22 protein-coding genes are annotated in these 23,247 nt (G+C 42.0%); 4 read left to right on the top strand and 18 right to left on the bottom strand.

All coding sequences use genetic code 11. The features are described from left to right. Nucleotides 1–8 precede the first annotated feature (8 nt). The 7 genes from ACRYKC_RS12680 to ACRYKC_RS12650 all read right to left on the bottom strand — a co-directional run bounded on the left by ACRYKC_RS12680 (nt 9) and on the right by ACRYKC_RS12650 (nt 8,763). The gene (locus tag ACRYKC_RS12680) at nt 9–899 is read right to left on the bottom strand and encodes a class II fructose-bisphosphate aldolase (protein WP_433807097.1); all 891 of its coding nucleotides are present in this window, start codon (nt 897–899) and stop codon (nt 9–11) included. A gap of 15 nt (nt 900–914) precedes the next feature. Continuing rightward, a complete protein-coding gene (locus ACRYKC_RS12675; protein WP_433807096.1) occupies nt 915–1,646 on the bottom strand; it encodes a GntR family transcriptional regulator in 732 nt (243 codons plus the stop codon). Next, on the bottom strand, nt 1,630–2,802 hold the full coding sequence (locus ACRYKC_RS12670) for a diphosphate--fructose-6-phosphate 1-phosphotransferase (RefSeq protein WP_433807095.1): 1,173 nt from the start codon (nt 2,800–2,802) through the stop codon (nt 1,630–1,632). Before ACRYKC_RS12670 ends, ACRYKC_RS12675 begins: the two co-directional genes overlap by 17 nt. Nucleotides 2,803–2,816: 14 nt before the next feature. Further along, nucleotides 2,817–4,160, bottom strand: a complete 1,344-nt coding sequence (sftI, locus tag ACRYKC_RS12665) for a sulfoquinovose isomerase (protein ID WP_433807094.1) — start codon at nt 4,158–4,160, stop codon at nt 2,817–2,819. A 68-nt stretch (nt 4,161–4,228) separates the two neighbouring features. Further along, nucleotides 4,229–6,292: an alpha-glucosidase gene (locus ACRYKC_RS12660; RefSeq protein WP_433807093.1), complete on the bottom strand. Its 2,064-nt coding sequence runs from the start codon at nt 6,290–6,292 to the stop codon at nt 4,229–4,231. 28 nt (nt 6,293–6,320) lie between these two features. Next, a complete protein-coding gene (locus ACRYKC_RS12655; protein ID WP_433807092.1) occupies nt 6,321–8,075 on the bottom strand; it encodes a solute:sodium symporter family transporter in 1,755 nt (584 codons plus the stop codon). Nucleotides 8,076–8,097: 22 nt separating this feature from the next. Next, nucleotides 8,098–8,763, bottom strand: coding sequence for a DUF4867 family protein (locus ACRYKC_RS12650; RefSeq protein ID WP_433807091.1), 666 nt, complete (start codon nt 8,761–8,763; stop codon nt 8,098–8,100). 411 nt (nt 8,764–9,174) lie between these two features. Here ACRYKC_RS12650 and ACRYKC_RS12645 point away from each other — a divergent pair, with 411 nt between their 5' ends. Both ACRYKC_RS12645 and ACRYKC_RS12640 read left to right on the top strand, forming a co-directional pair. Next, on the top strand, nt 9,175–9,561 hold the full coding sequence (locus ACRYKC_RS12645) for an ABC transporter permease subunit (RefSeq protein WP_433807090.1): 387 nt from the start codon (nt 9,175–9,177) through the stop codon (nt 9,559–9,561). 17 nt (nt 9,562–9,578) lie between these two features. Further along, entirely contained in the window at nt 9,579–9,722 is a 144-nt protein-coding gene (locus tag ACRYKC_RS12640; protein ID WP_433807089.1) for a hypothetical protein, read from the top strand. Between the two features lie 160 nt (nt 9,723–9,882). On the opposite strand, the gene ACRYKC_RS12635 is transcribed toward ACRYKC_RS12640, so the two are convergent. The 3 genes from ACRYKC_RS12635 to ACRYKC_RS12625 all read right to left on the bottom strand — a co-directional run bounded on the left by ACRYKC_RS12635 (nt 9,883) and on the right by ACRYKC_RS12625 (nt 12,329). Further along, nucleotides 9,883–10,485: a pyroglutamyl-peptidase I gene (locus ACRYKC_RS12635; RefSeq protein WP_433807088.1), complete on the bottom strand. Its 603-nt coding sequence runs from the start codon at nt 10,483–10,485 to the stop codon at nt 9,883–9,885. 11 nt (nt 10,486–10,496) lie between these two features. Then, nucleotides 10,497–11,387, bottom strand: coding sequence for a formyltetrahydrofolate deformylase (gene purU / locus ACRYKC_RS12630; protein WP_433807087.1), 891 nt, complete (start codon nt 11,385–11,387; stop codon nt 10,497–10,499). A 183-nt stretch (nt 11,388–11,570) separates the two neighbouring features. Further along, complete coding sequence (locus ACRYKC_RS12625; RefSeq protein WP_433807086.1) at nt 11,571–12,329, bottom strand: fumarylacetoacetate hydrolase family protein; 759 nt, start codon at nt 12,327–12,329, stop codon at nt 11,571–11,573. A gap of 141 nt (nt 12,330–12,470) precedes the next feature. Here ACRYKC_RS12625 and ACRYKC_RS12620 point away from each other — a divergent pair, with 141 nt between their 5' ends. Next, nucleotides 12,471–13,721, top strand: coding sequence for a PucR family transcriptional regulator (locus tag ACRYKC_RS12620; RefSeq protein ID WP_433807085.1), 1,251 nt, complete (start codon nt 12,471–12,473; stop codon nt 13,719–13,721). A 108-nt stretch (nt 13,722–13,829) separates the two neighbouring features. Next, on the top strand, nt 13,830–14,957 hold the full coding sequence (gene ald / locus ACRYKC_RS12615; protein ID WP_433807084.1) for an alanine dehydrogenase: 1,128 nt from the start codon (nt 13,830–13,832) through the stop codon (nt 14,955–14,957). Between the two features lie 255 nt (nt 14,958–15,212). Here the strand turns inward: ald and dhaM are convergent, their stop codons facing one another. The 8 genes from dhaM to ACRYKC_RS12575 form a co-directional block, all read right to left on the bottom strand. Further along, on the bottom strand, nt 15,213–15,599 hold the full coding sequence (gene dhaM, locus ACRYKC_RS12610; protein WP_433807083.1) for a dihydroxyacetone kinase phosphoryl donor subunit DhaM: 387 nt from the start codon (nt 15,597–15,599) through the stop codon (nt 15,213–15,215). Between the two features lie 6 nt (nt 15,600–15,605). Beyond that, complete coding sequence (gene dhaL / locus ACRYKC_RS12605; protein WP_433807082.1) at nt 15,606–16,220, bottom strand: dihydroxyacetone kinase subunit DhaL; 615 nt, start codon at nt 16,218–16,220, stop codon at nt 15,606–15,608. A gap of 11 nt (nt 16,221–16,231) precedes the next feature. Continuing rightward, nucleotides 16,232–17,227 (bottom strand): dihydroxyacetone kinase subunit DhaK, encoded by a 996-nt coding sequence (gene dhaK / locus ACRYKC_RS12600; RefSeq protein WP_433807081.1) that lies wholly within the window; start codon nt 17,225–17,227, stop codon nt 16,232–16,234. Between the two features lie 81 nt (nt 17,228–17,308). Continuing rightward, nucleotides 17,309–18,802 carry a glycerol kinase GlpK gene (gene glpK / locus ACRYKC_RS12595; RefSeq protein ID WP_433807080.1) on the bottom strand — a complete coding sequence of 498 codons (1,494 nt, stop codon included), beginning with the start codon at nt 18,800–18,802 and terminating at the stop codon, nt 17,309–17,311. 32 nt (nt 18,803–18,834) lie between these two features. Next, nucleotides 18,835–19,665 carry an MIP/aquaporin family protein gene (locus tag ACRYKC_RS12590; protein WP_433807079.1) on the bottom strand — a complete coding sequence of 277 codons (831 nt, stop codon included), beginning with the start codon at nt 19,663–19,665 and terminating at the stop codon, nt 18,835–18,837. A 384-nt stretch (nt 19,666–20,049) separates the two neighbouring features. Next, nucleotides 20,050–21,570 carry a tripartite tricarboxylate transporter permease gene (locus ACRYKC_RS12585; RefSeq protein WP_433807078.1) on the bottom strand — a complete coding sequence of 507 codons (1,521 nt, stop codon included), beginning with the start codon at nt 21,568–21,570 and terminating at the stop codon, nt 20,050–20,052. Nucleotides 21,571–21,586: 16 nt separating this feature from the next. Further along, the gene (locus ACRYKC_RS12580; RefSeq protein ID WP_433807077.1) at nt 21,587–22,090 is read right to left on the bottom strand and encodes a tripartite tricarboxylate transporter TctB family protein; all 504 of its coding nucleotides are present in this window, start codon (nt 22,088–22,090) and stop codon (nt 21,587–21,589) included. A 24-nt stretch (nt 22,091–22,114) separates the two neighbouring features. After that, nucleotides 22,115–23,116 (bottom strand): tripartite tricarboxylate transporter substrate binding protein, encoded by a 1,002-nt coding sequence (locus tag ACRYKC_RS12575; protein ID WP_433807076.1) that lies wholly within the window; start codon nt 23,114–23,116, stop codon nt 22,115–22,117. Nucleotides 23,117–23,247 lie beyond the last annotated feature (131 nt).

The raw sequence follows: 23,247 nt of genomic DNA, 5'->3' as shown, positions 1-23,247 counted from the left end.
TCAATTTATTATAACGTTACGACCTTTTTACCTTTTAACAAATCAAGAGCTTTCTCTTGACTGCCAAATACATGAATCTTTTCTTTCACTTTTTCTTTCATTTCTTTTCGGCCAGCACCTAACGAATCAGCAAGGACAATATCATCTGGATGGCTAGCATAGTGGGCATGTACTCCTCGTGTAAAGGCCTGGCGGAGTTCTGTATCTACATTAATCTTGGAAATCCCTAATTTAATTGCCCGTTGTACTTGTTCATCAGGGACATCTGACCCCCCGTGAAGAACGACAGGACGCTGAACAGCTTTCGATATTTCTTCTAAACGCTCAAAGCGGAGATTAGGGGTTTCTTTGTAAATGCCGTGAGCTGTGCCGATAGAAACGGCTAAGTAATCTACATCTGTTTCGTTCACAAAATCAACAGCTTCCTGAGTGGTTGTTATTAATGCATCCTTTTCGTCCACAGTAATATCATCTTCTGTACCGCCTATTTTACCAATTTCTCCTTCAGTCCCAATACCAAGGGCACGAGCTGCGGCAACGACCCGCCTTGTAATTAATGTGTTTTCTTCGAACGAAAGAGCGGACCCATCAAACATGACCGATTGAAATCCAAGCTGAATGGCATTCATCGTCTGCTCAAACTGCCGGCTGTGATCCAAATGGATCGATATCGGGACAGTGAAACTTTCAGCAAAGCTATCGACCATCTCTTTCATTGGTTTTAACCCTAGTGTTTGAATTACTTTCTGACCAATTTGAATCATGACAGGGGATTGTTCTTCTTCAGCCGCTTCCAAAATCGCCAAAATCGTTTCTGCATTATGTGCACTGAAAGCCCCTACTCCGTATTGGTTATTATAAGCGTGCTCCAACATCGTTTTACCGTCTATAAATGGCATGAACTAACTCTCCCTTTAACGTTTTAATTCCAGGCTATAATGATATTGATCATTTCGGTACTTGGTCTTCGTGTACTCTATCGGACGATCATTAATGCCAAAGCTTAACCTTGTCATTTCTAGTAAAGCTTCGCCAGCCCTGATTCCAAGGGCATCAGCTTCATCAATGGTTGAATTAATAGCAGCAATTTTCTCCGTTGCTCTGTTCAAATAAACATCATAATTTTCAAGAATCTCATAATACCTGGCTTCATTTAAATCATATTTCATTAAAATATCTCCGATGTCTTTTGGCCAGCACGTTCGCTCTAAGGCAACAGGTGTCTCATCAGCTAGACGTATTCTTTCAATTAATAGAATAGGCTGATCATCTTTGATATCCAGCATTGATTTTTCATGAAAAAGGTTATCTTTAAATTCAGCGCGAATCAGTTTACTTCGAGGAGTCTGGCCTCGTTCAAGGACTTCTTCTGCAAAACCCTTTAATTGAGACAGATTCCCGCTTAGTTTACGAGGTTTTACAATGGTCCCGCGTCCCTGTTTCTTTTCGACCAATCCATCTTGAACTAGGATGGATATTGCCTGACGGATGGTTGTTCGGCTGACATCGAATTCTTTCATTAATTCTTGTTCGGTTGGAATGAGTTTATCCGGTTCCCAATGCCCTTTTTGAATTCGATCAATAAAAACTTCTTTCAGCTGCAGATATAGAGCAAGATCCTTGTTAGTGTTAATTTGAGTTTTCACAGTATACGACTCTCCTTTTTGAAAGCGGAGGATAAGAAGGTTTGTCACCCCCTAGTAACGGCATTAACCATGTGTAGTAGGCATCCTTATTCTTGATAAATGTTTGAGGCATGCACCGTTCTCCCTCTTTGATGACATCTTTTAGATTTACAGGCGTCATACTTATTGTATAACAATTTGAGGGTTTACGCTTAACAGCAACCATTACATTGTTCTGGTCTTCCTGGACCCATCGACCGCCTGTTTTTCCAATTTGATAAGCTTCAAGTGCGTCTACTGGGGAGACACTCGACGATGATGAACGCTGATTCATTCCAAGCAGTTCTGCTCTCGTGTTGACATTAAGTTCTCTATTTAGAAATTCACCGATGACCTTTGAAATACCTCCAAGAATTTTTCTTCCACCTACTTGGTTGATTTCCACCTGTGATTCTTCCTTCCACTTCACACCCTCGCTGACGACAACAATCGCATAACCATAGAGATGGAGAGCTTGGCGAACTGATGCCAAAAGCTCCTCTTTATTCAAAGATACTTCAGGTACTGCGATAAAGTGAGGACCTTCCTCGGGGTATTCCTTGAAAACACCTGAAGCAGCCGCTAACCATCCTGCGTTTCTTCCCATCGTTTCCAACACACGCACTTGTTCAAAATTCTTCATTGAATATAAGTCACGACTCATGTTTTTTGTCGTTTCAGCAATATATTTAGCGGCACTTGAAAAGCCCGGGGCATGATCGGTGGCTCCTAAATCGTTGTCTACCGTTTTTGGCAAACCTAACACTTGAAGCTTGAACCCTTGTCGATCAGCTTCCTTACTTACTTTACTCAAGGCTTCCATAGTTCCATTTCCGCCAATGAATACCAGCGTATCAACGCTATGTTTTCTCAGATTGTAAACGGCTGTTTCAATTGCTTGTTGATCAAACGGAAAACGACCTGACTCCAGGCAGGCTCCTGGTACGTTACGATGCTTTAAGACCCAATCATTGATTGAATAGTCTCCTTGGAGAAATCTTTCTTTCACAAGACCTTCATACCCGCCTTCTACAAACAAAAGTTCACACGATTCCATCACCTGATCAACAAACCCTGCGAGTGTGGCATTTATAACAGCGGTTGGTCCTCCTGCTTGCCCAATCGCAATCTTTTTCATCTAGTAACCCCCTTTTATTCATTCTTATAGACAATGGTCTCAAGCCCCAATTGTCGGCCAAGTTCAACTAATTCATCAGCGACGTCTTCATAAACAAGAGCATAGTGCGGTTCGAAACCTTCTTCCATTAAGCTATATAACGTTTCATTTATTTCTGTTTCTAATTCAACTTCCACGGATGTACCGTTAAAACGCTTCGGGGTATCTAGGGCATTTCCTCTCATTACTAAGAGACGGAATCCTTCGGGGGTGTAACCTACTCGGAACATAGTCACTTGCCCAGGCTTTAATCCAAATTCCATTGTGAATCCTAACTTCCTATTAGGATGTACCCCTGGCTTCGCTCCTTGGTCCGGATGTGCTAGGGAATAAGCCCCAGCTCCACAATGCCAGAAAACGACCGAGTTGCTCGCTTCATTTACATGGACCATATCTCCAAGGTAAGGTGCTTTTCCACCACTTAATTGCTGTAAAATAAACATGGAAACTGAGCCGTGTATATCAGACTCACACGCAGAGACGATTCCGTCTTCGGTAAATTGAGATAACGTTGAACACGCGGCCGCTCCAAGTTCATTGAAAAATTCCGGCCAGCATCTAATAGCAAGACCTGTTAAACTTTCTTTTTTAATAATAGATTCAACATAAGTGGTGAACTGCGCAAAACGCTGTACCGTTTCATCATTGCGATTTAGTCCAATAACTTGCTTCTCCGCACGATCAACAGCATGTTCCCATTCTTCCTCTGTAAGTTTTTTTGATTCTTCAAAAGCTTTCATGAGGTCGACTTCTTTTACTTCAACCCCAAGCTGCTTATGTAGGAGATCATCATTCGTTCCCGAGAAAAAGAAACCAGGAGGATGCTCGCCTATTACTCCAACTTTAAATTGTTTTAGATCGTTTATCACTTTCTGTACTTTCAAATGCTTCGTCAAGCGGCCCCGAATTTGAGCTTCTTCTGGGTTTCCAAACAAGAAGGAAAACGGGTGGTTTGCGCACTTCAACACGTGACTCGTACTATTCCCTCCAGTAAGTGAATTCAAGCGCAGCCGCCCGTTAATACTTGGTTCTCGAATGGACCAAACCACAACTGGGGCATCCACTTCTTTAATTAAAGTTTCTACGAATTCGCCATCAGCAAACGTTACACTTTGATAAATAGTTGTAACAACCTTTTCTTTTTGGACCGTTTTCAAAAAATCTTTTAATTCATCAGGTGAAGTAAGGATCCCTTCCGGTTCAATCAATGATACCTCTAACTCTTTTAACATCTCAGAGCTCTTTTGTCTTTGAACTTCTCCAGCCTCTAAATCGAATGTCTTCCTTCCAATTGGTACGTACAAAACACTCATACTCATTATCCGGTCCCACCTTTAACTTAATTTCTTTCACTATACCATACATTACTACCTTTTGTTAAAGGTTATTACCTTTTGGTGATGTTATTTTTTATTGGATGATTATGTCGGATGTTACTGAATAAGTCGTAATACTTGGACGCTTTACGGTAAAATACCGGTGGCTCTCCAATTGGTGCTTCCACTTCTACTGTTCCACCTTGATACTCTGCTCCGCTCCATAAATGAACCCAATCATCTTCTGGAAGATAAACGGTCCATGCCTCTTTAGCTTCTTCGTATACAGGTGCAACAAGCAAATCTTCCCCTAACATATACTGATACTGAATATCATAAGTTTTGGAGTCGTCTTTGTATTCCATAAATAACGGTCGTTGGACAGGAATTCCTTTTTCAGCATTCACTTTAACTAATTCCTTCAGATATGGTGACAATTCAACATGGATGTTTGTCATTCTTGCAAAACTTTCGATAGTTTCATCGTCATGATCATACTGAAAACTATCCGTTGGACGATTCCCTTCATGGCTTCGCATAACAGGTGTGAACGCAGATAACTCTACCCAGCGAAGCAGCAATTCTTTTGTACGCTTATTCCCGTGAAGATTTGTATAACCACCAATATCACTATGATGAAGTCCATTGCCTGTAAGCCCTGCGGAAAGTGCGGCTGGAATAACAGAAGCTATTCCATCATCAAGGTCCCAATTTACACTTTGATCACCTGCCCATAAAAGACGGCAATACTTCTGGCTACCAGTGTATCCTGCCCTCATAAAATAGATGATGTCATCAAGTTTTCCTGCTTCTTCGATCGCTTCATAATTCACTTTAGCCCATAACATCGGCCAAGCATTGTGCATGAGCATCGCAGGCTCTCCATTGTACAGCTTTGCATCCGTAGGCAAATATTCACCGAAGTCAGCCATCCACCCGTCTAGGCCAAAATCAATTAGGTTTTTCTGGATTACCTCTTTATACCATGCGAACGCAGCAGGGTTTGTTAAATCAACAATTCCGCAATCAAACTCACCAAAGTCAACCAAGTAAACTTCATCTGCTTGATTATGAACAAGGTAATCCTGTTCAATAGCTTCTTTATAAAGAGCCCCATCTAAAATGACATAAGGATTAATATAACCTAGAAATTGGATTCCTTGAGCTTTCCATTCTTTTAGTTTCTCATCCAGTTGGGGGTACTCATTTTCATCCCATTTCCAGTCCCAGTTTAACCTTCTGCCAAACGAAGTCACCCTTTTCCCTTGCCAGTCTTGAACCCAGACAGCCCCTAACTTGATTCCTTTTTCTATAGCTCGATCAATTTTAGTTTGTACGGCCTCTGTTCCTCCCTGCATTCCTAGCCAAATGCCATCATACACCCATTCTGGTAATTCTGGCTGACGTCCCAGGTGCTTTGTCAAACGAGAAACAAGGTCTTTAAAGTCGTTTCCGCACTCGAACATAAGTTGTTGAGGCACTTCCCAAACTTGAAGTTCATGGAAAAGGTCATTACGAAAATCAAAATCCGCATAGGCTGTTGTATTTATGTGGCAAAAATACAATTGTGTAGAAAGATAAGTTGGCTGCGGATAATTAGTGTGGTAGTAATCTCCGCCCGCTTTATCATGGAGGTCGGCCTGCCAAGTTGTATAAGTTTTCTTATTACGTCCCACCCCAGGTTCAGATGTCCAGAGCGGAAAGTTCTTTCCTCTCAAATTCAAATGAGACATTTGTTCTCCGCATCCATACACCTTTTCTTCCTGTTCTGCAACAATACGGATCCAAAAACGATTATAATGATCATAATTTCCAGAAAAATCAATCTTAAGATTTTGATTTTCATAGTTTACATGCATGGTTAAATGATCAGTATCCTCTGGTGAGCGTTTTAGCTGAATGGTAAATCCAGTCTCTTCTTCTTCAACTTTAGCGTATCTAAGACCAAAACGTTCTTCCACGTAATCTTCAATATCATAATTGCCCCGATACATCTCTACCTTTTCTTTCCCTAAACCTACATAAATGCAAGGAGAGGATTGAGTATGATGAAGCAGTGTACGACCTTCCACTTCTATTTTAAATTCATTCTCTTTAACATGGACATTCAGTCCTTCTTGAACATTTGTGCTCATATAGGAACCCTCCTAAAATTTTCAAAAGTTAGTTAGCAGCTCTTTTCAGCTGAGTTTGCAAGACATTTGAATACTTCTTCTCCCACCTCTTAATCGCGTAGACAAGGGAGATGGCTGTAAATCCTAACCAAACACCAGAAGCTGCCCAGAACCAGTTAGAAACAACTGCATCAGGATAAGCCAGTCCAATTGGAGAGAATACGATATAGGTGAATACAATTAAACTTAAAAGCCCTATAGCTGTAGGAATGGCATATTTCCACGGAACCATATCCACTTTAGGATTATGGGCAAACGAATATGGTTTAGACAGCGGGCGAATATAGCCTACTATCAACATGATTGCAACTTCAATGACAAATAATATAGCTGAGATGTGAATAAAATTCATGGTGATTTCAATACCGAATAATTGATTTAATCCCCAAACCAGCATGTAATAGGTAACGACGTGGAAAATGACAGCAATCTTTGCACCAAGTGGTGGAACAAACTTAGAAGCAATTCCTACAAGGACAATAGCTATAATTGGAATGTTAAAAAACCCTGTGAACTTACGAATAATATCCCATAGTCCATCAGGCGCACTCATGAGCATAGGGGATATAAAAAAGGAAACGAGTGCTAAAATTGTTCCAAAGAATTTACTTACGCGAATCAGCTGTTCATCGGAAGCATCTGGTTTGAAACCAGGTTTATAAACATCTAAGGCAAACATCGTTGCTGCACTATTTAATAGAGAGTTAAAGCTTGAGAATACCGCTCCAAGCAGTACAGCTAAAAACAACCCAGAGAAAATGGTAGGCATTAAATTCGTGACCATTGAAGGATAAGCTAAATCAACGGTTTGCATGCCAGAACCATATAGATGAAATGCAATAACACCAGGAATCATCATAAGAATTGGAACAACCAGTTTGTAGAAACCTGAAAATAGCACCCCTTTTTGACCTTCAGCCAGGTTCTTAGCTCCAAGCGCTCTTTGAATTACGTACTGGTTAGTCCCCCAATAGAACATATTCATAAAGATCATTCCAGTGAATATGGCGGAGAAAGGAACAGAGTCTTTGCTGCTTCCAATGGCATTTAATTTATCTGCATTTTCTGTTGCCATCGTTTTAAATCCTTGAAAGAAGTTGCCATCCCCTAGAACGAACAAACCAATAACAGGAATCATTAAGCCAATAGCTAACAATCCAATACCGTTTAAAGTATCCGAAACCGCAACCGCTTTCAAACCACCGAATATGGCATAAATGGCCCCGATAATTCCAATCACCCAAATAACCAGCCAAACCGAGGATTCAAAAGAAATACCGAGTAAACCAGGAACATCAAACAATTTCAGTACAGCTAAAGCTCCGGAATACAATACAGAGGGAATGGTTACAAACGCATACCCAAGCATGAATAAAACAACAATGTATCTTCTGACGCCATCGTCAAAACGTGTACTTAAAAATTCAGGAAGTGTAGAAAAGGCGCCACCGAGATATTTCGGCAAAAGGATGAGAGCCATAACGATTACTGCGATCGGTGCAGTAACTTCCCAGGCCATATTTGATAGATTCGTACGATAAGCTTGTCCGTTCAACCCAATCAACTGCTCAGCTGATAGGTTCGTCAGTAATAAACTTCCTGCAATAAACCCACCCGTTAATCCACGTCCCGCTAAGAAATATCCGTCTGAGTCATTCACTTGTCCTTTAGCTTTACGATAAGAGATCCAACCTACTAGTGCCATAAAGAGTACGCATGTAATCAGTGTAAAAGCAATGCTCATTATTCTTACTCCTCCAAATTTTTTATTTTAGGTATTGAACAAAAACGTTAGGACCTTTTATGCCTATATGGGCTCCCTGTGAGACGAAACGTTCGTGTTCTTCGTGAGCAAGAAGCCATTTATTTTTCATGAACAATAATGGGTCTTCTTGTTTTTCTTGATGATCTATGGTTGTATTCGTTCCTTTCGGTAAAATCACAAGACATTTAAATCCATTCTCAGCTACTTTACATGGGGCAAGATGGAGCGTCGTCTGGAATATTTCGAGGGCAGTTCCTTTAGGTATATAAAACGCTTCCAAAAACTTAGTTTCAAAGATATTCTTATAGAGGTGATTGTAATGGCCTAACAATAAGATCATATCGGTTAAAGCTACGTTGATTTCACTCCCTTTGTGAAACTCCAAACCTCCTAAGTTGGAATTGGTACCATTACAGTAACCGATTTGGATATCCATGGCTCCGTAATATTTACGTTCAACTATTTTTTTGAACGCTTCAATTTCTAAACACTCTACTGAAGGCTGGTATTGGTTCCCCTCCTCCGGAATTGGAATCGATCTCATCACATCTTCCAGTGCTTTATAGGAAGGAAAATCCTCAAGCACTCGACCATATTTAGTGAAGGATTCTTCTTGAACATGTCGAATAAACAAATTGGTGTTCTGTTTCCTCAATTTCTCTAACATATGTACCTCCCAACAAAAGGTATCGACCTTTAATTAAACATCACTATCTTTCGTTGTTCTCTATTCTAATGGAAACGCATTCATAATAGCAAGTGGAATTTTCAAAAAAGTTAAAATAAACGAATGTTCCTACTTAATCTGTCGCACATTCAGAAGATCTACCAAAGCTAAATCTCTCACCAAATGTTTTTGATTTCCCCATATCATTTCTACACAGCTAATTGTTCTATGGCTGTTTATTTTCATAATTTTCAAAAAAACATCGCAAAAACTGTTAGATGATATATATAATGAGAAACAATGAAAGCGTTATTAATATTTTAAAGAGTGATTACGACGTTAAAGATCACAACGTTATTAACTAACGCAGGAATGTTGTTATGCTAATTAATAAGGGGGATATTAAAATGAATGGGTGGCTTTCTATTCGGGTTGTTTACCCTAGGCATGATGGATCCCGCGCAGGTAAATATGATCCTCCTTTATTCATTGATTTACGATTTAAATCTACCCAATACGTTAAGCGGATTAATGATTGTGAACATATCTGTTACTCTCCCTGTTGCAGTGTCCATCTTAACAGGATTCATGAAAACAATTCCTAAAGAGTTGTTTGAGGCCTGTACCATTGATGGAGCGAACAACTGGCAAGTGTACAGGAGAATCGCTCTTCCCCTATCGCTGCCTTCATTGTCTGCTACAGCCATTTTATTATTTGTCATGCACTGGAAGATTTATTGTATCCACTTCTGTTTATTACAAAACATGAGTACAAAACCTTACCGCTTGCTTTACTAGAATTTCAGGGGCAATACATGACTAATTTCCCTATGTTATTTATAGGAGTTATGATTGCTTCTGCTCCAATGATCATTGCCTATGTTTTCTTGCAAAGGTACTTTATCGGGTGGTATGACGGCTGGTTCTGTCAAAGGGTAAGAGAATTTTTATCAGATTAGAAGAATGCTTAATGTCGAATCAAATTTTATTTTTTATTAACGAGGACATATAAACACGACGAATTTTTGACTAAAAAAACTGCTGAAAAATTTCAGCAGCTTCTCTATTTGCAGAATATGAACTGTAGAGATCTTATTAGTTGGTTCAAACAAAGATAGATTAAATAATACCAATGACTTGTTTCACCGCTTCAGTTAAATCCGCCTGGGACCAGCTTGGCAAGTCCCTGTGTTCCACAGCTAATTCATGAGACGCAGGCGTGTGGATGAACCCACAGGGAATCTCCGTCTCTTGCTGCTGAAAGTAATACAGCCCCTGATACATCACATGGTTACACAAATAGGTTCCTGCAGTATTCGATATCTCTGCAGGCAATCCGGCTGTATTTAAGTCATCCACAATTCGTTTAATAGGTAACGTTGAAAAAATGCCATCAGGTCCATTCTCAATAATGGATTTACCAGAAGGAGTGTTTCCCCGATTATCTCTTTCTTTGCTTTCGTCACAATTGATCGCAATGCGCTCAGGAGTGATTTTGTGACGATCTGCGGCTAAACCGAGTGAAAGCACGGCATCAGGCTGCACTTCTTCAATATGTCGAAGAAGCTCATCCCCTGACTTTTCATAATCAACACTTAAGACTCTTCCGCTAATACGAAAGCCATTGATCATTTCGCCGTCTAGATCTCGGATTATTTTCTGTGTAGGATTAATGGAAAAGTCGAGAAAGGGTTCAAACCCTGTCAACAAAAGTTTCTTCATCAAATCCCCCTTTAGAAAACGATCGTTTTATTCTCATTCACAATGACCCTGTCCTCAAGGTGCCACTTCACTCCGCGGGCAAGTACACTACGTTCAATTAAGCGGCCTTTCTTTTTCAGATCAGACACGTTATTCCGATGATCTACTCGAATGACGTCTTGTTCGATAATTGGACCTTCATCCAAATCATCGGTCACGTAGTGAGAGGTTGCACCGATCAGTTTCACACCGCGATCATAGGCTCGCTTGTGAGGGCTTGCTCCGACAAATGCGGGCAAGAACGAGTGGTGAATATTAATAATGCTTGAAGGATAGGTCGCAACAAACTTCGGTGTAAGGATCTGCATGTACCGGGCAAGAACAATAAGATCGATGGCGTATTCCTCCATCAGCTCAAGCTGTTTGGCCTCCACTTCTTTACGGATATCTTTATTCGCTGGTATGTAGTAAAAAGGAATGCCGAAGGATTCAACCAGCTCACGACCTGTCTCATGGTTACTAATAACGAGAGAAATATCTGTGACAAGATCGCCACTTTCCCACTCATATAATAACTCACGAAGACAAGTGGTGTCTTTGGAGGCAAAGATCGCGGTTTTCTTTAATTCGTGTAAAAAATTCAAGCGCCACTGCATGGAGAATTCCTCCCCAACGGTAGTGATCGCATCTCTAATTTCATTCTCTTTTGCCTTCATATCATCTGCTTCAAAAACGATACGCAAGAAAAAGGTGCCTTCTACAGGATGAGTAGTGTACTGGCTTGATTCTACAATATTGGCTCCATGATCTCTCAACAGTGTAGAGATAGCTGAAACAATCCCCGGCTGGTCCGGGCAGCTGACAAGGAGTCGTGCTCTATTTTGGTTAGTGGTCAGGTATTGCTGTATTTGTTGGTTATTCATAAAACATCACCTTTCCTCAGTGTTGTCCCAATTATAGAGCAGTGTAACCCAATTATAAAGAAAAACCATATCCTGGATCCTCAGGTCATCCAGATTCTGGATGACCTGAGGAGAGGGCGTTTTTACACTAAACCACATAAAAAAGCCGGAGCCACCACGAGATAGGTTACTCCGGCTATCTTTTTATTTTTGAACGTGATTTGTTAATTTACCGATTCCTTCAATCTCTACTTCTACCTGATCACCTGGTGACAACGGGCCTACGCCAGACGGAGTCCCTGTCAAAATGACGTCGCCAGGTTTAAGCGTCATCACTTCTGTAATTTCCACGAGTACATCTTCAACCTTATGAATTAAATCAGACGTCCTTGATTCCTGCTTCGTTTCTCCATTCAACGTTAGGCTGATACCCACGTCATTTGGATTCAAATTCGTCTCAATGACAGGACCAAGTGGCTTAAATGTAGCGTAGGATTTTGCTCTCGTATACTGTCCATCTTTTTTCTGCAGATGACGATCAGACACGTCATTTCCACATGTGTAGCCGAAAACATAAGATAGTGCATTTTCTCTAGATAGGTCTTTGGCTTCTTTACCAATAACGATACCAAGTTCAGCTTCATAATCAATTCGGTGGTCTAATGTCGGCAGGACAATCTTTTCGCCTTCCCCAATCACTGAGCTCGGAGAGACCATAAACATCATTGGCTCTTCAGGGAGGGGCTTTCCTTGTTCTTCTGCGTGGAGAGCATAGTTCAAACCAATACCGATCACCTGACCTGCATCCACAGGCGGCAAAATCGTCACCTCGTCCACACTTAACGTAATAGAAGTCTGCTCTGCCGTTCCTTCTATGTAATTTCCATCTAATTCTGTAATCCTATCGTCTTCCAATACACCAAAACAAACTTCCCCATCTTTTTTATATCGGAGGTACTTCACCTGTCTTTCCCCTTTCCTTATGCTTTTACTTGAAGATAATTATGGCAATATTCAGCATTCTTATCAAGCAAAAAGAGGGATGCCCCTTTTCCGTAAACAATGATAAAATAAGGCTAACTTGAACTTGAAGGAGCGACAGCTATGAGTCATTCCCTACATCCAAACAACTCTTTCAAAGACTTATTCGACTCCCCGGAAGGATTAGCGGATCGCATCGCCGAAAACTTAGGCTGTCCGGTAACAATTGAGGATGCCAACCATCGGATCGTGTCTTACAGCAAACACGAAACCAATGTGGATGATGCACGTACCGCTACTATCATGCGCAGGAAGGTGCCTGAACACGTTGTAAATGGACTGTGGAAACAGGGCATCATGTCTCATCTTTTTGAAAGTAGTGAACCGATCGTTATTAATAAAATTAGTGAGATCGGGCTTGGAAACCGTGTGGCCATTTCCGTTCGTAAAAATAAAGAAATCCTGGGCTTCATCTGGGCCCAAACAAACGATATTCAAATAGACGCTCACCACTTGCAGCAAATGAAAGATGCATCACAGCTCGTCAGCCACCACTTACTCCGCCAGCAAGCTAAGAAAAGAAAAACCGAAGAGAATCAAAAAGAATTTTTCTGGCAGCTTTTAACAGGCACGTTACGTCACAAAGGGGAAATTAACCGGCACGCAAAACGATTTAACCTCTCCCTTCAAGAGCAGCTTTGTGTGGCTGTATTTGAATTTACTGAAGAGATGAGCCAATCAGTTGAGCGTCATGCCTACTACCTCACAGAAACGCTGCATCAAACACGTGTCGTCACACGCCTTTTTGATGATAATCAGCTGATCTTATTAGTACGCACAGACAACAAGGTCGATGCGGCAGAAGTAAGCCAGGCTTTCATTCGTGATTTTACTCAAAAAATGAAAGAGCGCCTCGGATTTGAAAATATGCGGGCGGCTTTTGGTCTCATCTACGACAGCCCTGAAGCCATAAGTGCAAGCTACAAACAGGCTTTAAAAGTACTTGAGCTGAAAGAAGAATACCCTGAGCCTCTTGCCGATGTCGACAGTTACAAGGATCTTGGTGTTTATCAATTCATCAACGAATTGTCTGCTCTTCAAAAACGGGAAAACTATCGAAATGACACGATTGAGAAAATCCGTGACTATGATGACAAGCATAACTCCATGCTTCTCGAAACATTAAGAGTATTTTTACAACAAAACAGCAATGTTCACAAAGCCGCTGCACATATGCACATTCATACAAATACATTAAATTACCGATTAAAGCGAATTAGGGAAATCGGAAACGTTGATTTTAAGGACGCCAACCAGAAAACCATGCTCTACTTAGATCTATTAATAGAAGAAAACGAGCGGGAGGGTTTGTGATTTTACACAAACCCTCCCGTTTATTTTTTCATATTTCACTAAACAAAAATAAAAAGAGGCAGGCTATACTTTCGTTACAAACAACAAAACGAAAGGTGGACCTTTTCCATGATTATCGGAATCCCAAAAGAGATTAAAAACAACGAAAACCGTGTAGCGATCACTCCATCAGGCGTCGTGAACTTGATAAAAGCTGGCCACACCATCCTTATCGAGTCGAACGCAGGAGAGGGCAGTAATTTTACCAATGAGGAATATAAAGAAGCTGGTGCCACAATTATTGAAAACGCTTCCGATGTATGGGCGCAAGCAGAGATGGTCATGAAAGTGAAGGAGCCGCTTCCAGCTGAGTACGGCTACTTCCGAAAAGGACTAATCCTATTCACATACCTTCACTTGGCAGCTGAACCTGAGCTAACAGAAGCACTGTTAGAGAACGAAGTGACAGCAATTGCCTACGAAACGGTAACAGCAAACAATAAGCTACCTCTGCTTACACCAATGAGTGAAGTCGCTGGGCGCATGGCGACACAAGTCGGAGCACAATATCTTGAAAAATCCTACGGCGGAAAAGGAATCCTTTTAAGCGGTGTACCTGGTGTTTCCCGTGGGAAAGTGGTCATCATCGGCGGCGGAATCGTCGGCACGAATGCAGCTAAAATTGCGATCGGACTTGGTGCCCACGTAACAATTCTTGACTTAAACCCGGATCGCCTTCGTGAGCTTGATGACCAATTCGGATCTGATATTCAGACGCTTATGTCGAATCCGTTTAATATCGCAGAAGCTGTAAAAGAAGCAGACCTCGTGATCGGTGCCGTTTTAATCCCAGGAGCAAAAGCACCGAAACTCGTAACTGAAGACATGGTTAAATCGATGAAGGAGGGCTCTGTAATTGTTGATGTCGCGATCGACCAGGGCGGCAACTTTGAGACGGTTGATCATATCACAACACACGACAACCCAATTTACGAAAAGCACGGCGTGTTGCACTATGCAGTCGCTAACATCCCAGGCGCAGTACCACGAACAGCAACCATTGCATTGACAAATGTGACGATTCCTTATGCGATCCAAATTGCATCAAAAGGTGTAACAAAAGCGATTGAAAATCCAGCAATCGAGCAAGGTGTCAATACGGCGAACGGCAAATTGACATACGAAGCAGTAGCTCGTGACCTTGGTTATGAATATGTCCCAGTTCGTGAAGCATTCAAGCAGCTTGCTCATGCGTAATACTTTAGTCCCCTCCATTTAAGTGGAGGGGATTTTTTAGTTTGGAAGATAATACACCGGTGAAAATAGAGGCAGAGTCTATAAACTGAATTTCGATCATTAATGATAAAAAAACGGCGCGTGGCGAATTTTTCTTCCATTTGGCTGATAAACTGTTATATTTGGTTGATTCACTAGAAGAGTTAAGCGATTTCCCCTTCCCCATGCTGCTTCCATAAAAAGAGGACCTCCAGCACACGGAGGACCTCTTCAAATCTACTTATTTACTTTTCCTCCAAATTCATTCTCTAACTCCTCTAAAATTTCATCAACTGATTTCCCGACACTCGATTCAACAGCGGCTAAATACGCCCCTTCCACTATTGGTGCGTTGGACAAGTGGACATGCTGAAGCTCCTGCATTTCGATGGCCATCTCCGCATTCATCATCGAGCTTCCTAAATCGTAGAAAACCACTGCACCGGATTCGCCGACATTCTTGATGGCCTCATGAACTTTATCAAAACTTGTACCGATCCCACCATCTTCGTTTCCGCCAGCGGCCTGAACCGATACACCGCCAACCATTTCTTCTATCAAAAACCGTATTCCTTCAGCTATTTTTCCACTATGAGAGACGAGCACTATATCTACATTAGCCATGGATCCTCACCCTTTCTCCAATGTTTCTGCTAAGGCTTCAAATATATAATAGGAAGATACTGATCCTGGATCCAGGTGATCTTTTGAGCGTTCCTTCAAATACGCGGCCCGTCCTTTTGTGGCGACCATATCTTTGGTTGCTTCCATGGCGGAGTGGACAGCTTGTCTAATTTTTTCCCCATCAATTTCGGATGCTTCCTTCAAATCATCGAGCAAGGGAGACCAAACGTCGATCATCGTCTTTTCTCCTTCTTTTGACTTCCCGCGCTGTTTGAGGCCTTCAACAGCAGCTTCTACCATCTTTGCAAATGTCTCACCATCAACGTTGGATCCTTTACTCGCCATAGACATTTTTAGAAAAGCGGTACCATACAAGGGGCCGGATGCCCCTCCTACTTTGGACATAACAATCTTGGCCGTTTTCTTCAGAACATCGGACACCTCTTCAAACTCATCATTAGGAAGGGTGTTGGCGACCTCCTGGAAACCGCGTGCCATATTGATGCCGTGGTCTCCGTCGCCAATGGCACGGTCAAGCTGAGATAAATAATCTTTCTGCTCCTGAATTTTCTCGTTAACAGAAATCATCCAGTCTACCGCTTGCTGCACATTAAGTTCCATCAAAAAACCTCCTACTTTCGAAATGCTGGTGCTTTGGATGGCGCATCCAGCAGTTCCTTTAGTTCATCGTTTAATTTCAAAACAGTTAGCGAGCAGCCGGCCATTTCCAGCGATGTCATGTATTCACCGATGAATGTTTCATGCACCTTAACACCTTTTTCAGATAAGATCGCTTGAATTTTGCAATTAACAACGTATAACTCCATCTCAGGTGTCGCTCCCATACCATTTATCATAACAGCTACTTCATCTGAATGGTTCAACTCCAATTCCGGCAAAACTTTTTCAGTGAGTTCCATAGCGATTTCGTTCGCAGAAGCAAGTTTCTTCTTCTCCGTACCTGGTTCACCGTGAATACCTACTCCCATTTCCACTTCGTCATCTGCCAGTTCAAAACCAGGTTCACCTGACGTCGGCATAATACACGGACTTAATGCGACACCCATGGAGCGGACATTAGCAATCACTTTCTCAGCTAGCTCTTTGACTTCAGATAACGAACCGCCAGCCTGGGCTTTTGCTCCCGCTAATTTATGAACAAAGACAGTGCCTGCTACCCCTCTTCGTCCGGTTGTGAAGGAGCTGTCTTCCACAGCAACATCGTCATTAACGACGACTTTCTCTACATTGATCCCCTCTGCTTCCGCTAATTCAGCTGCCATTTCAAAATTCATCACATCACCTGTATAGTTTTTAATGACTAATAAGACACCTTTCCCGCCATCGACCGCTTTAATCCCTTCCAAAACCTGGTCTGGGGTAGGTGAAGTAAAGACTTCCCCTGCCACAGCCGCATCCAGCATTCCTTGCCCAACAAAACCAGCATGGGCAGGTTCGTGACCGCTTCCCCCTCCGCTGACAAGGGCCACTTTACCTTTTACCGGAGCATCTTTCCTAACAATGCTTGTCGTCCCCTCCACTCTTTTCATCAAATCAGGATAACCTGACACGATCCCTTCAAGCATTTCTGTGACGACATCATTAGGGTCATTGATTAGCTTCTTCATTGATTTCTCCTCCACCTTTTTTTAAGTATGAAAACAGGCACCCTTCCATCATTAAAGGTGCCTGTCATTGGTGTTAGCTGTTTACTTGAATTTTCTTGTCGCTTCAACCGCTTTCTGCCATCCGCTATACAATTCTTGCTGCTGGCTTTCATTCATCTCACCAGTGAACGTGCGATCATTTGTGGACTGTGCTTTGATTTCTTCTTTATCTTTCCAGTACCCGACAGCAAGTCCAGCTAAGAACGCTGCACCAAGAGCCGTCGTTTCCTGAACGACTGGCCGCTCCACCGGCACACCAAGGATGTCGCTTTGGAACTGCATCAAGAAATTATTCTTAACGGCTCCTCCATCGACACGCAAAGCTTTTAAATCAATGCCTGAGTCTGCAATCATGGCGTCCAGGACGTCCTTCGTTTGATAAGCAAGGGACTCCAGTGTCGCGCGGACAAAGTGAGCTTTCGTTGTTCCGCGGGTTAGTCCAAAGACCGCTCCACGTGCATCACTATCCCAATAAGGAGTTCCCAATCCAACAAAGGCAGGGACTAAATACACGCCATCGGTAGAATCAACAGACGTTGCATAGTCTTCCGTATCAGGAGCGTTTTCAATCATCTTCAGACCATCTCTTAGCCACTGTATAGCTGAACCCGCTACAAAAATACTTCCTTCCAAAGCATATTCAACTTTTCCATCAAGCCCCCAGGCAAGCGTAGTCAAAAGACCGTGTTCTGATGGTACACCTTCTTCCCCTGTATTCATCAGCATAAAGCAGCCAGTTCCGTACGTATTTTTTGCCATTCCTTTTTCAAAACAAGCCTGGCCAAATAACGCTGCCTGCTGGTCACCTGCGATCCCCGCAATTGGTACTTCATGACCGAAGAAGTGATAGTCAACAGTGTTTGCATATACTTCAGAGGAGGATTTTACTTCTGGAAGCATTGATTTTGGAACACCGAGGATATCAAGCAGCTCGTCATCCCACTTGAGGTCATAGATGTTGTACATCAATGTACGAGAAGCATTGGAGTAATCTGTGATGTGGGCTTTGCCTCCAGATAGCTTGTACACGAGCCATGTGTCAATGGTGCCAAACATAAGATCGCCGTTTTCCGCTTTTTCTCTTGCCCCATCCACATGGTCGAGCATCCATTTTACTTTCGTACCAGAGAAATATGGATCTAGTAGTAAGCCAGTTTTTTCTCTGAACAAGTCATTATGGCCGGCACTGCGCAATTCTTTACAAATATCCTCTGTTTGCCTGGACTGCCAGACTACCGCGTGATAGATCGGTTTTCCCGTATGTCTGTCCCAAACGACAGCTGTTTCCCGCTGGTTCGTAATACCAATACCAGCAACTTGAGAAGGATCCACATCTGCTTTTCTTAATACATCTGCTATACAAGCTAGAACAGATGTCCAGATCTCATTAGCGTCATGTTCTACCCAGCCCGGCTTAGGGAAAAATTGCTCGAATTCTTTCTGTCCTGTTTCTACAATCGTCCCAGACTGGTCGAAAAGAATAGCTCTTGAACTCGTCGTCCCCTGATCAATCGATAAAATGTACTGTTCTGTCATAAATAAATCCTCTCCTCTATATAAAATTTAATTTAGCTGATTTTTTGTTCTACTTTATCACTTACTGTGCTGCCTTTTTTCAGTTCTGATGTTGCAGCTCCTACCACAATCACGGCTACAAGAAGGGTCAGGATCCAGAACGCAGCGGAGTATTCTTGAACGAAAATAGCTTGATAGAAAACGGATCCATAAACACCACCTAAAATAGGTCCAACGACTGGTATCCACGCATATCCCCAATCTGAACCGCCTTTTCTAGGAATCGGCAAAAGAGCGTGAGCAATTCTCGGACCTAAGTCACGTGCTGGATTGATCGCATACCCTGTCGCACCACCTAGAGACATACCGATTGCAACAATTAATAGGCCGACAATCAGTGGATTTAACCCTTCGGTAAACTCATTCGCGCCGATAAATAGAATCCCCATTAGCAACACAAACGTCCCAATCATCTCACTTAAAAGGTTTGAAAAAGGACTACGTACAGCAGGATCTGTAGAATAGACAGCAAGCTTTGCACCTTGATCTTCTGTCTTGTCCCAATGTGGAAGATAATTAAGGAAAACGATACAAGCACCAATAAATGCACCAATCATCTGAGCCGAGATATAGAGCGGAACCTTATTCCATGGAAAATCACCAATGGATGCCAGACCAAGCGTTACCGCAGGATTGATATGAGCACCAGTAAAACTACCAACAGCATAGATCGCCATCGCAACAGCAAGTCCCCATCCAATCGTAATAACGACCCATCCGGCACCTTCAGCTTTGGAATTCTTCAAAACTACACCGCCAACAACGCCTCCACCAAAAATGATCAGAATCATTGTGCCAATAAGCTCTGCAACAAATTCCGACATGAGCCACACTCCTCTATAAGTTTTCCAAGTCACATGCATTTTTGAATAAAAAAGAGACCCACACGGAATAGCGTACTTTTGGTAAAAGTACTGATTCTGTGTGAGTCTCCTCATCTCCGTCACATGCTTAACTTGTTAATCATTACTATAAGTGCAAATGTAAGCGGTGTCAACAAAATTTGGAATATTCCTTCAATTAATGACAAAACAGGATATATTTCCTACTCAAAAAGAGGATTACTTTTAGGATTTTTTTCATATTTCGCGAGTTCGCTGATATAATCACAATTTCGCTGATATATTTCAGCAATTGATGATATATATCGTCATTCGCCGATATACTTTCCCTTTCGCTGATATCCTCATTTTCCAAAAGAACAGCAACTAATTCGCACGATATTGCTGTTCTTCTTCATCTACCACATGTTCTTCTTTTTTACCCTTACGAATGAATGGAACGATAAACGACAATAGACTGACTACAAACAAGGAGATCGAAATAGGATCCTTCACAAACACCATCATACTTCCCCCAGAAGCGGTAAGCGCCTGACGAAATGCCTGTTCCATCATTCCACCAAGGATAAACGCTAAAATAAAGGGCGCAGCAGGAAATGAGAACAACCGCATCAAGTATCCGACTAGACCAAATGCAAGAAGTAAATACAGGTCAAACGTACTGAAACTAATCGAATACACACCGATCAAGCTGAACGTGATGACTAATGAAATTAATAATGGACGTGATATTTTCAATATTTTCGCGATGTAAGGAATGAGCGGCAAGTTCAGAATCAATAAGAAAACATTTCCGATATACATGCTGGCAATGATTCCCCAGAAGACGTCCGGGTGATCTTGTACGAGCAACGGACCTGGTTGAATCCCAAGAACGAGAAAAGCACCTAGCATGACAGCTGTTGTTCCGGAACCTGGAATCCCTAAACTCAACAGAGGCACAAAGGCTCCGCTTGTCGCTGCATTGTTAGCCGTTTCCGGAGCGGCAAGACCTTTGATAGATCCTTTTCCAAATTCATCGGATTTCTTCGACAATCGCTTTTCCGTAATATAGCCAATAAAAGAAGCAATCGTGGCACCAGCACCAGGCAGTACGCCAAGCAGAAAACCAAGAAATGATTGTCGCGACATTGGTCCTTTCATTTCTTTGAAATCCTGTTTATTCAATCTTAGATTTCCAATGTCACTTTGTTTACTTAACGAACGGTCTTTCCTGTTCAGAATTAAAAAGCATACTTCTGCCAAGGCGAAAAGTCCGAGGGCTATAACTAAAAAGTCGATGCCTTCCATTAAATTCGGATTACCAAACGTGAATCGGTTGGTACCTGTCTGGGCATCAATCCCAATGGTCGCAACAATGAAGCCAATCGTCGCAGAAATCAATGCCTTGATGGTTGATCCATCTGACAAACTTGCGATAGCCGTCAGTCCTAAAAACATGAGGGCAAAGTACTGTGGTGGACCAAAGGAAACGGCCACTTGTGCGAGCGCTGGAGCAAAAAGCATGAGCAAAATGACAGAAATCGTTCCTCCAGTAAACGAAGAAATGGCTGCAATCGCCAACGCTTTTCCGGCTTCTCCTCGTTGAGCCATCGGATAACCGTCAAACGAAGTCGCCACCGTTCCTGATATCCCCGGCGCATTTAATAGAATGGAAGAAGTTGATCCTCCAAAGACGGCCCCATAATACACCCCTGCCATCATAACTAAGGCCGTTGACGGGTTCATTCCGTACGTGACAGGAATCATGATCGCAATCGCACTGATAGGACCTAATCCGGGCATCATTCCGATTAACGTACCAGTCACCACACCAATTAGCACAAACAGTATTCCTTGTAAACTAAACGCGACTTGAAATCCTTCTAATAGACCGTCTAGTGCCATAATTTATCCACACCCTTTAAAATGGTAATATTCCTTGAGGTAGACGAATTTGAAGTAAGTAATTAAAAAGATAATAAAGAGCTGAAGGAAAAATGATGGAAACAAGTACATTACTCACCCAATTTTTATAACCTAAGAACCACGAACAGAAAAATACAAATAGAGCAGTTGTTAACAAAAACCCGAGGATCTCAAATAAGAATATATAAGCGAAAATCATGCCTCCGACAGCAAGTAGAACGAGAATTTCTTTTTTCGGTACCGAACGTTTTTTCTTTTCTTCATCAGTTTCTGATGACTTGTCAAAAAACAAGAAAACCGCCAATCCGATTAAAATAAATCCTAGAGCTCTCGGAATAAAGTCAGAGTCAATCGGAACGTATGGATATTCCTTAAGGTTATAAGTCAGATACAAATAACCAGCGCCAAACAAAATAAGAAAGACGCTAATTTTTTGATTCATCGTTTTGATCACGTTCATCACCTTCTTATCTAGTTTTGAGAAAAGGCCTGCATCCAAGCAGGCCTTCCTCCTGTCCCAACCTTATTTTCCAAGACCAAGTTCCTCTAATAGACTGCCAAGCTCTTCCGTCTGTTCTTTCAAAAATTTCTTATATTCCTCACTGTTCATATACATTTCATCCCATCCGTACTTAGCACGGATGTCTGCGAAGGCTTCTGATTCGCTGACCGCTTTGAATTTTTCTTCATAATATTTAACGGCTGCCGGATCCATATCCTTCGGTCCAAAGAACCCTCTCCAGTTTACAAACGTCGCATCGATCCCTTGCTCTTTCGCTGTTTTGAATTCTGAGATAACATCTCCTTCAAGCCGCTCTTCTGATGTGACACCAAGAACTTTAATCTTACCTGCTTTCACTTGCTCAACTGTCTCCGCTACACCTGTTGAGAAGACGTCAGCACTTCCATTTAGAATCTGGGTCAACGCCCCACCATCTTGAGCAGAAACATATTTAATTTTTTTAATGTCCACACCAGCTTCTTTCGCTAAAGCTACAAACTGCATGTGATCCATAGAACCAGGCGAAGAGTACCCTACGACCGTTACGCTGCTCGGATCGTCTTTCATGTCTTCAAACAATTCATCAAGCCCGTCCCATTTAGCGTCTTTCGCTACCGCAAATGCCCCGTAGTCAGCAATAAGGTTAGATAGCGGAGTAAAGTCTTCATAAGATAAATCCGATTGACCATTCAACGGAACAAAGATCAGTGGCGGGGACGATACAAAAAGGTTGTGCGGGTTATTTGTACTGTTGATATATGACCATCCAACAGCACCTCCGCCACCTGGCTTATTGACGACACCGATATCTTCTTTAATGATCCCTTCGTCTTCCATAATTTTTGCGACACTTCTGGCGGTTGTATCCCATCCGCCACCTGCACCACTAGGAGCCACAATTTCGATCGGCTTCTGTGGTGTCCATTCTCCGTCACCGGAATTTTCTGAGCTTGCATTTTCACTTCCACAAGCCGTCATAAAAGCGAGAAAAAATAAAATAGCAAACAAATAAAGTTTCTTCATCAACGCTCTCTCCTTCTTAATTAATTTGATCTTGTATTTCATAGTAAAAGAGAGCAACAGAAATGTAACCGTTTTCAAAATATTCTGTTTTAAAAACATAAACGTGAATAAACCACATAAAAACCACGACT

The sequence above is a fragment of the Halobacillus sp. A1-3 genome (assembly GCF_050971765.1).
Taxonomy (GTDB): domain Bacteria; phylum Bacillota; class Bacilli; order Bacillales; family Halobacillaceae; genus Halobacillus; species Halobacillus mangrovi_B.
Note: the sequence above shows the minus strand (reverse complement) of the source record. Positions and strands in the feature narration are given on the sequence as shown.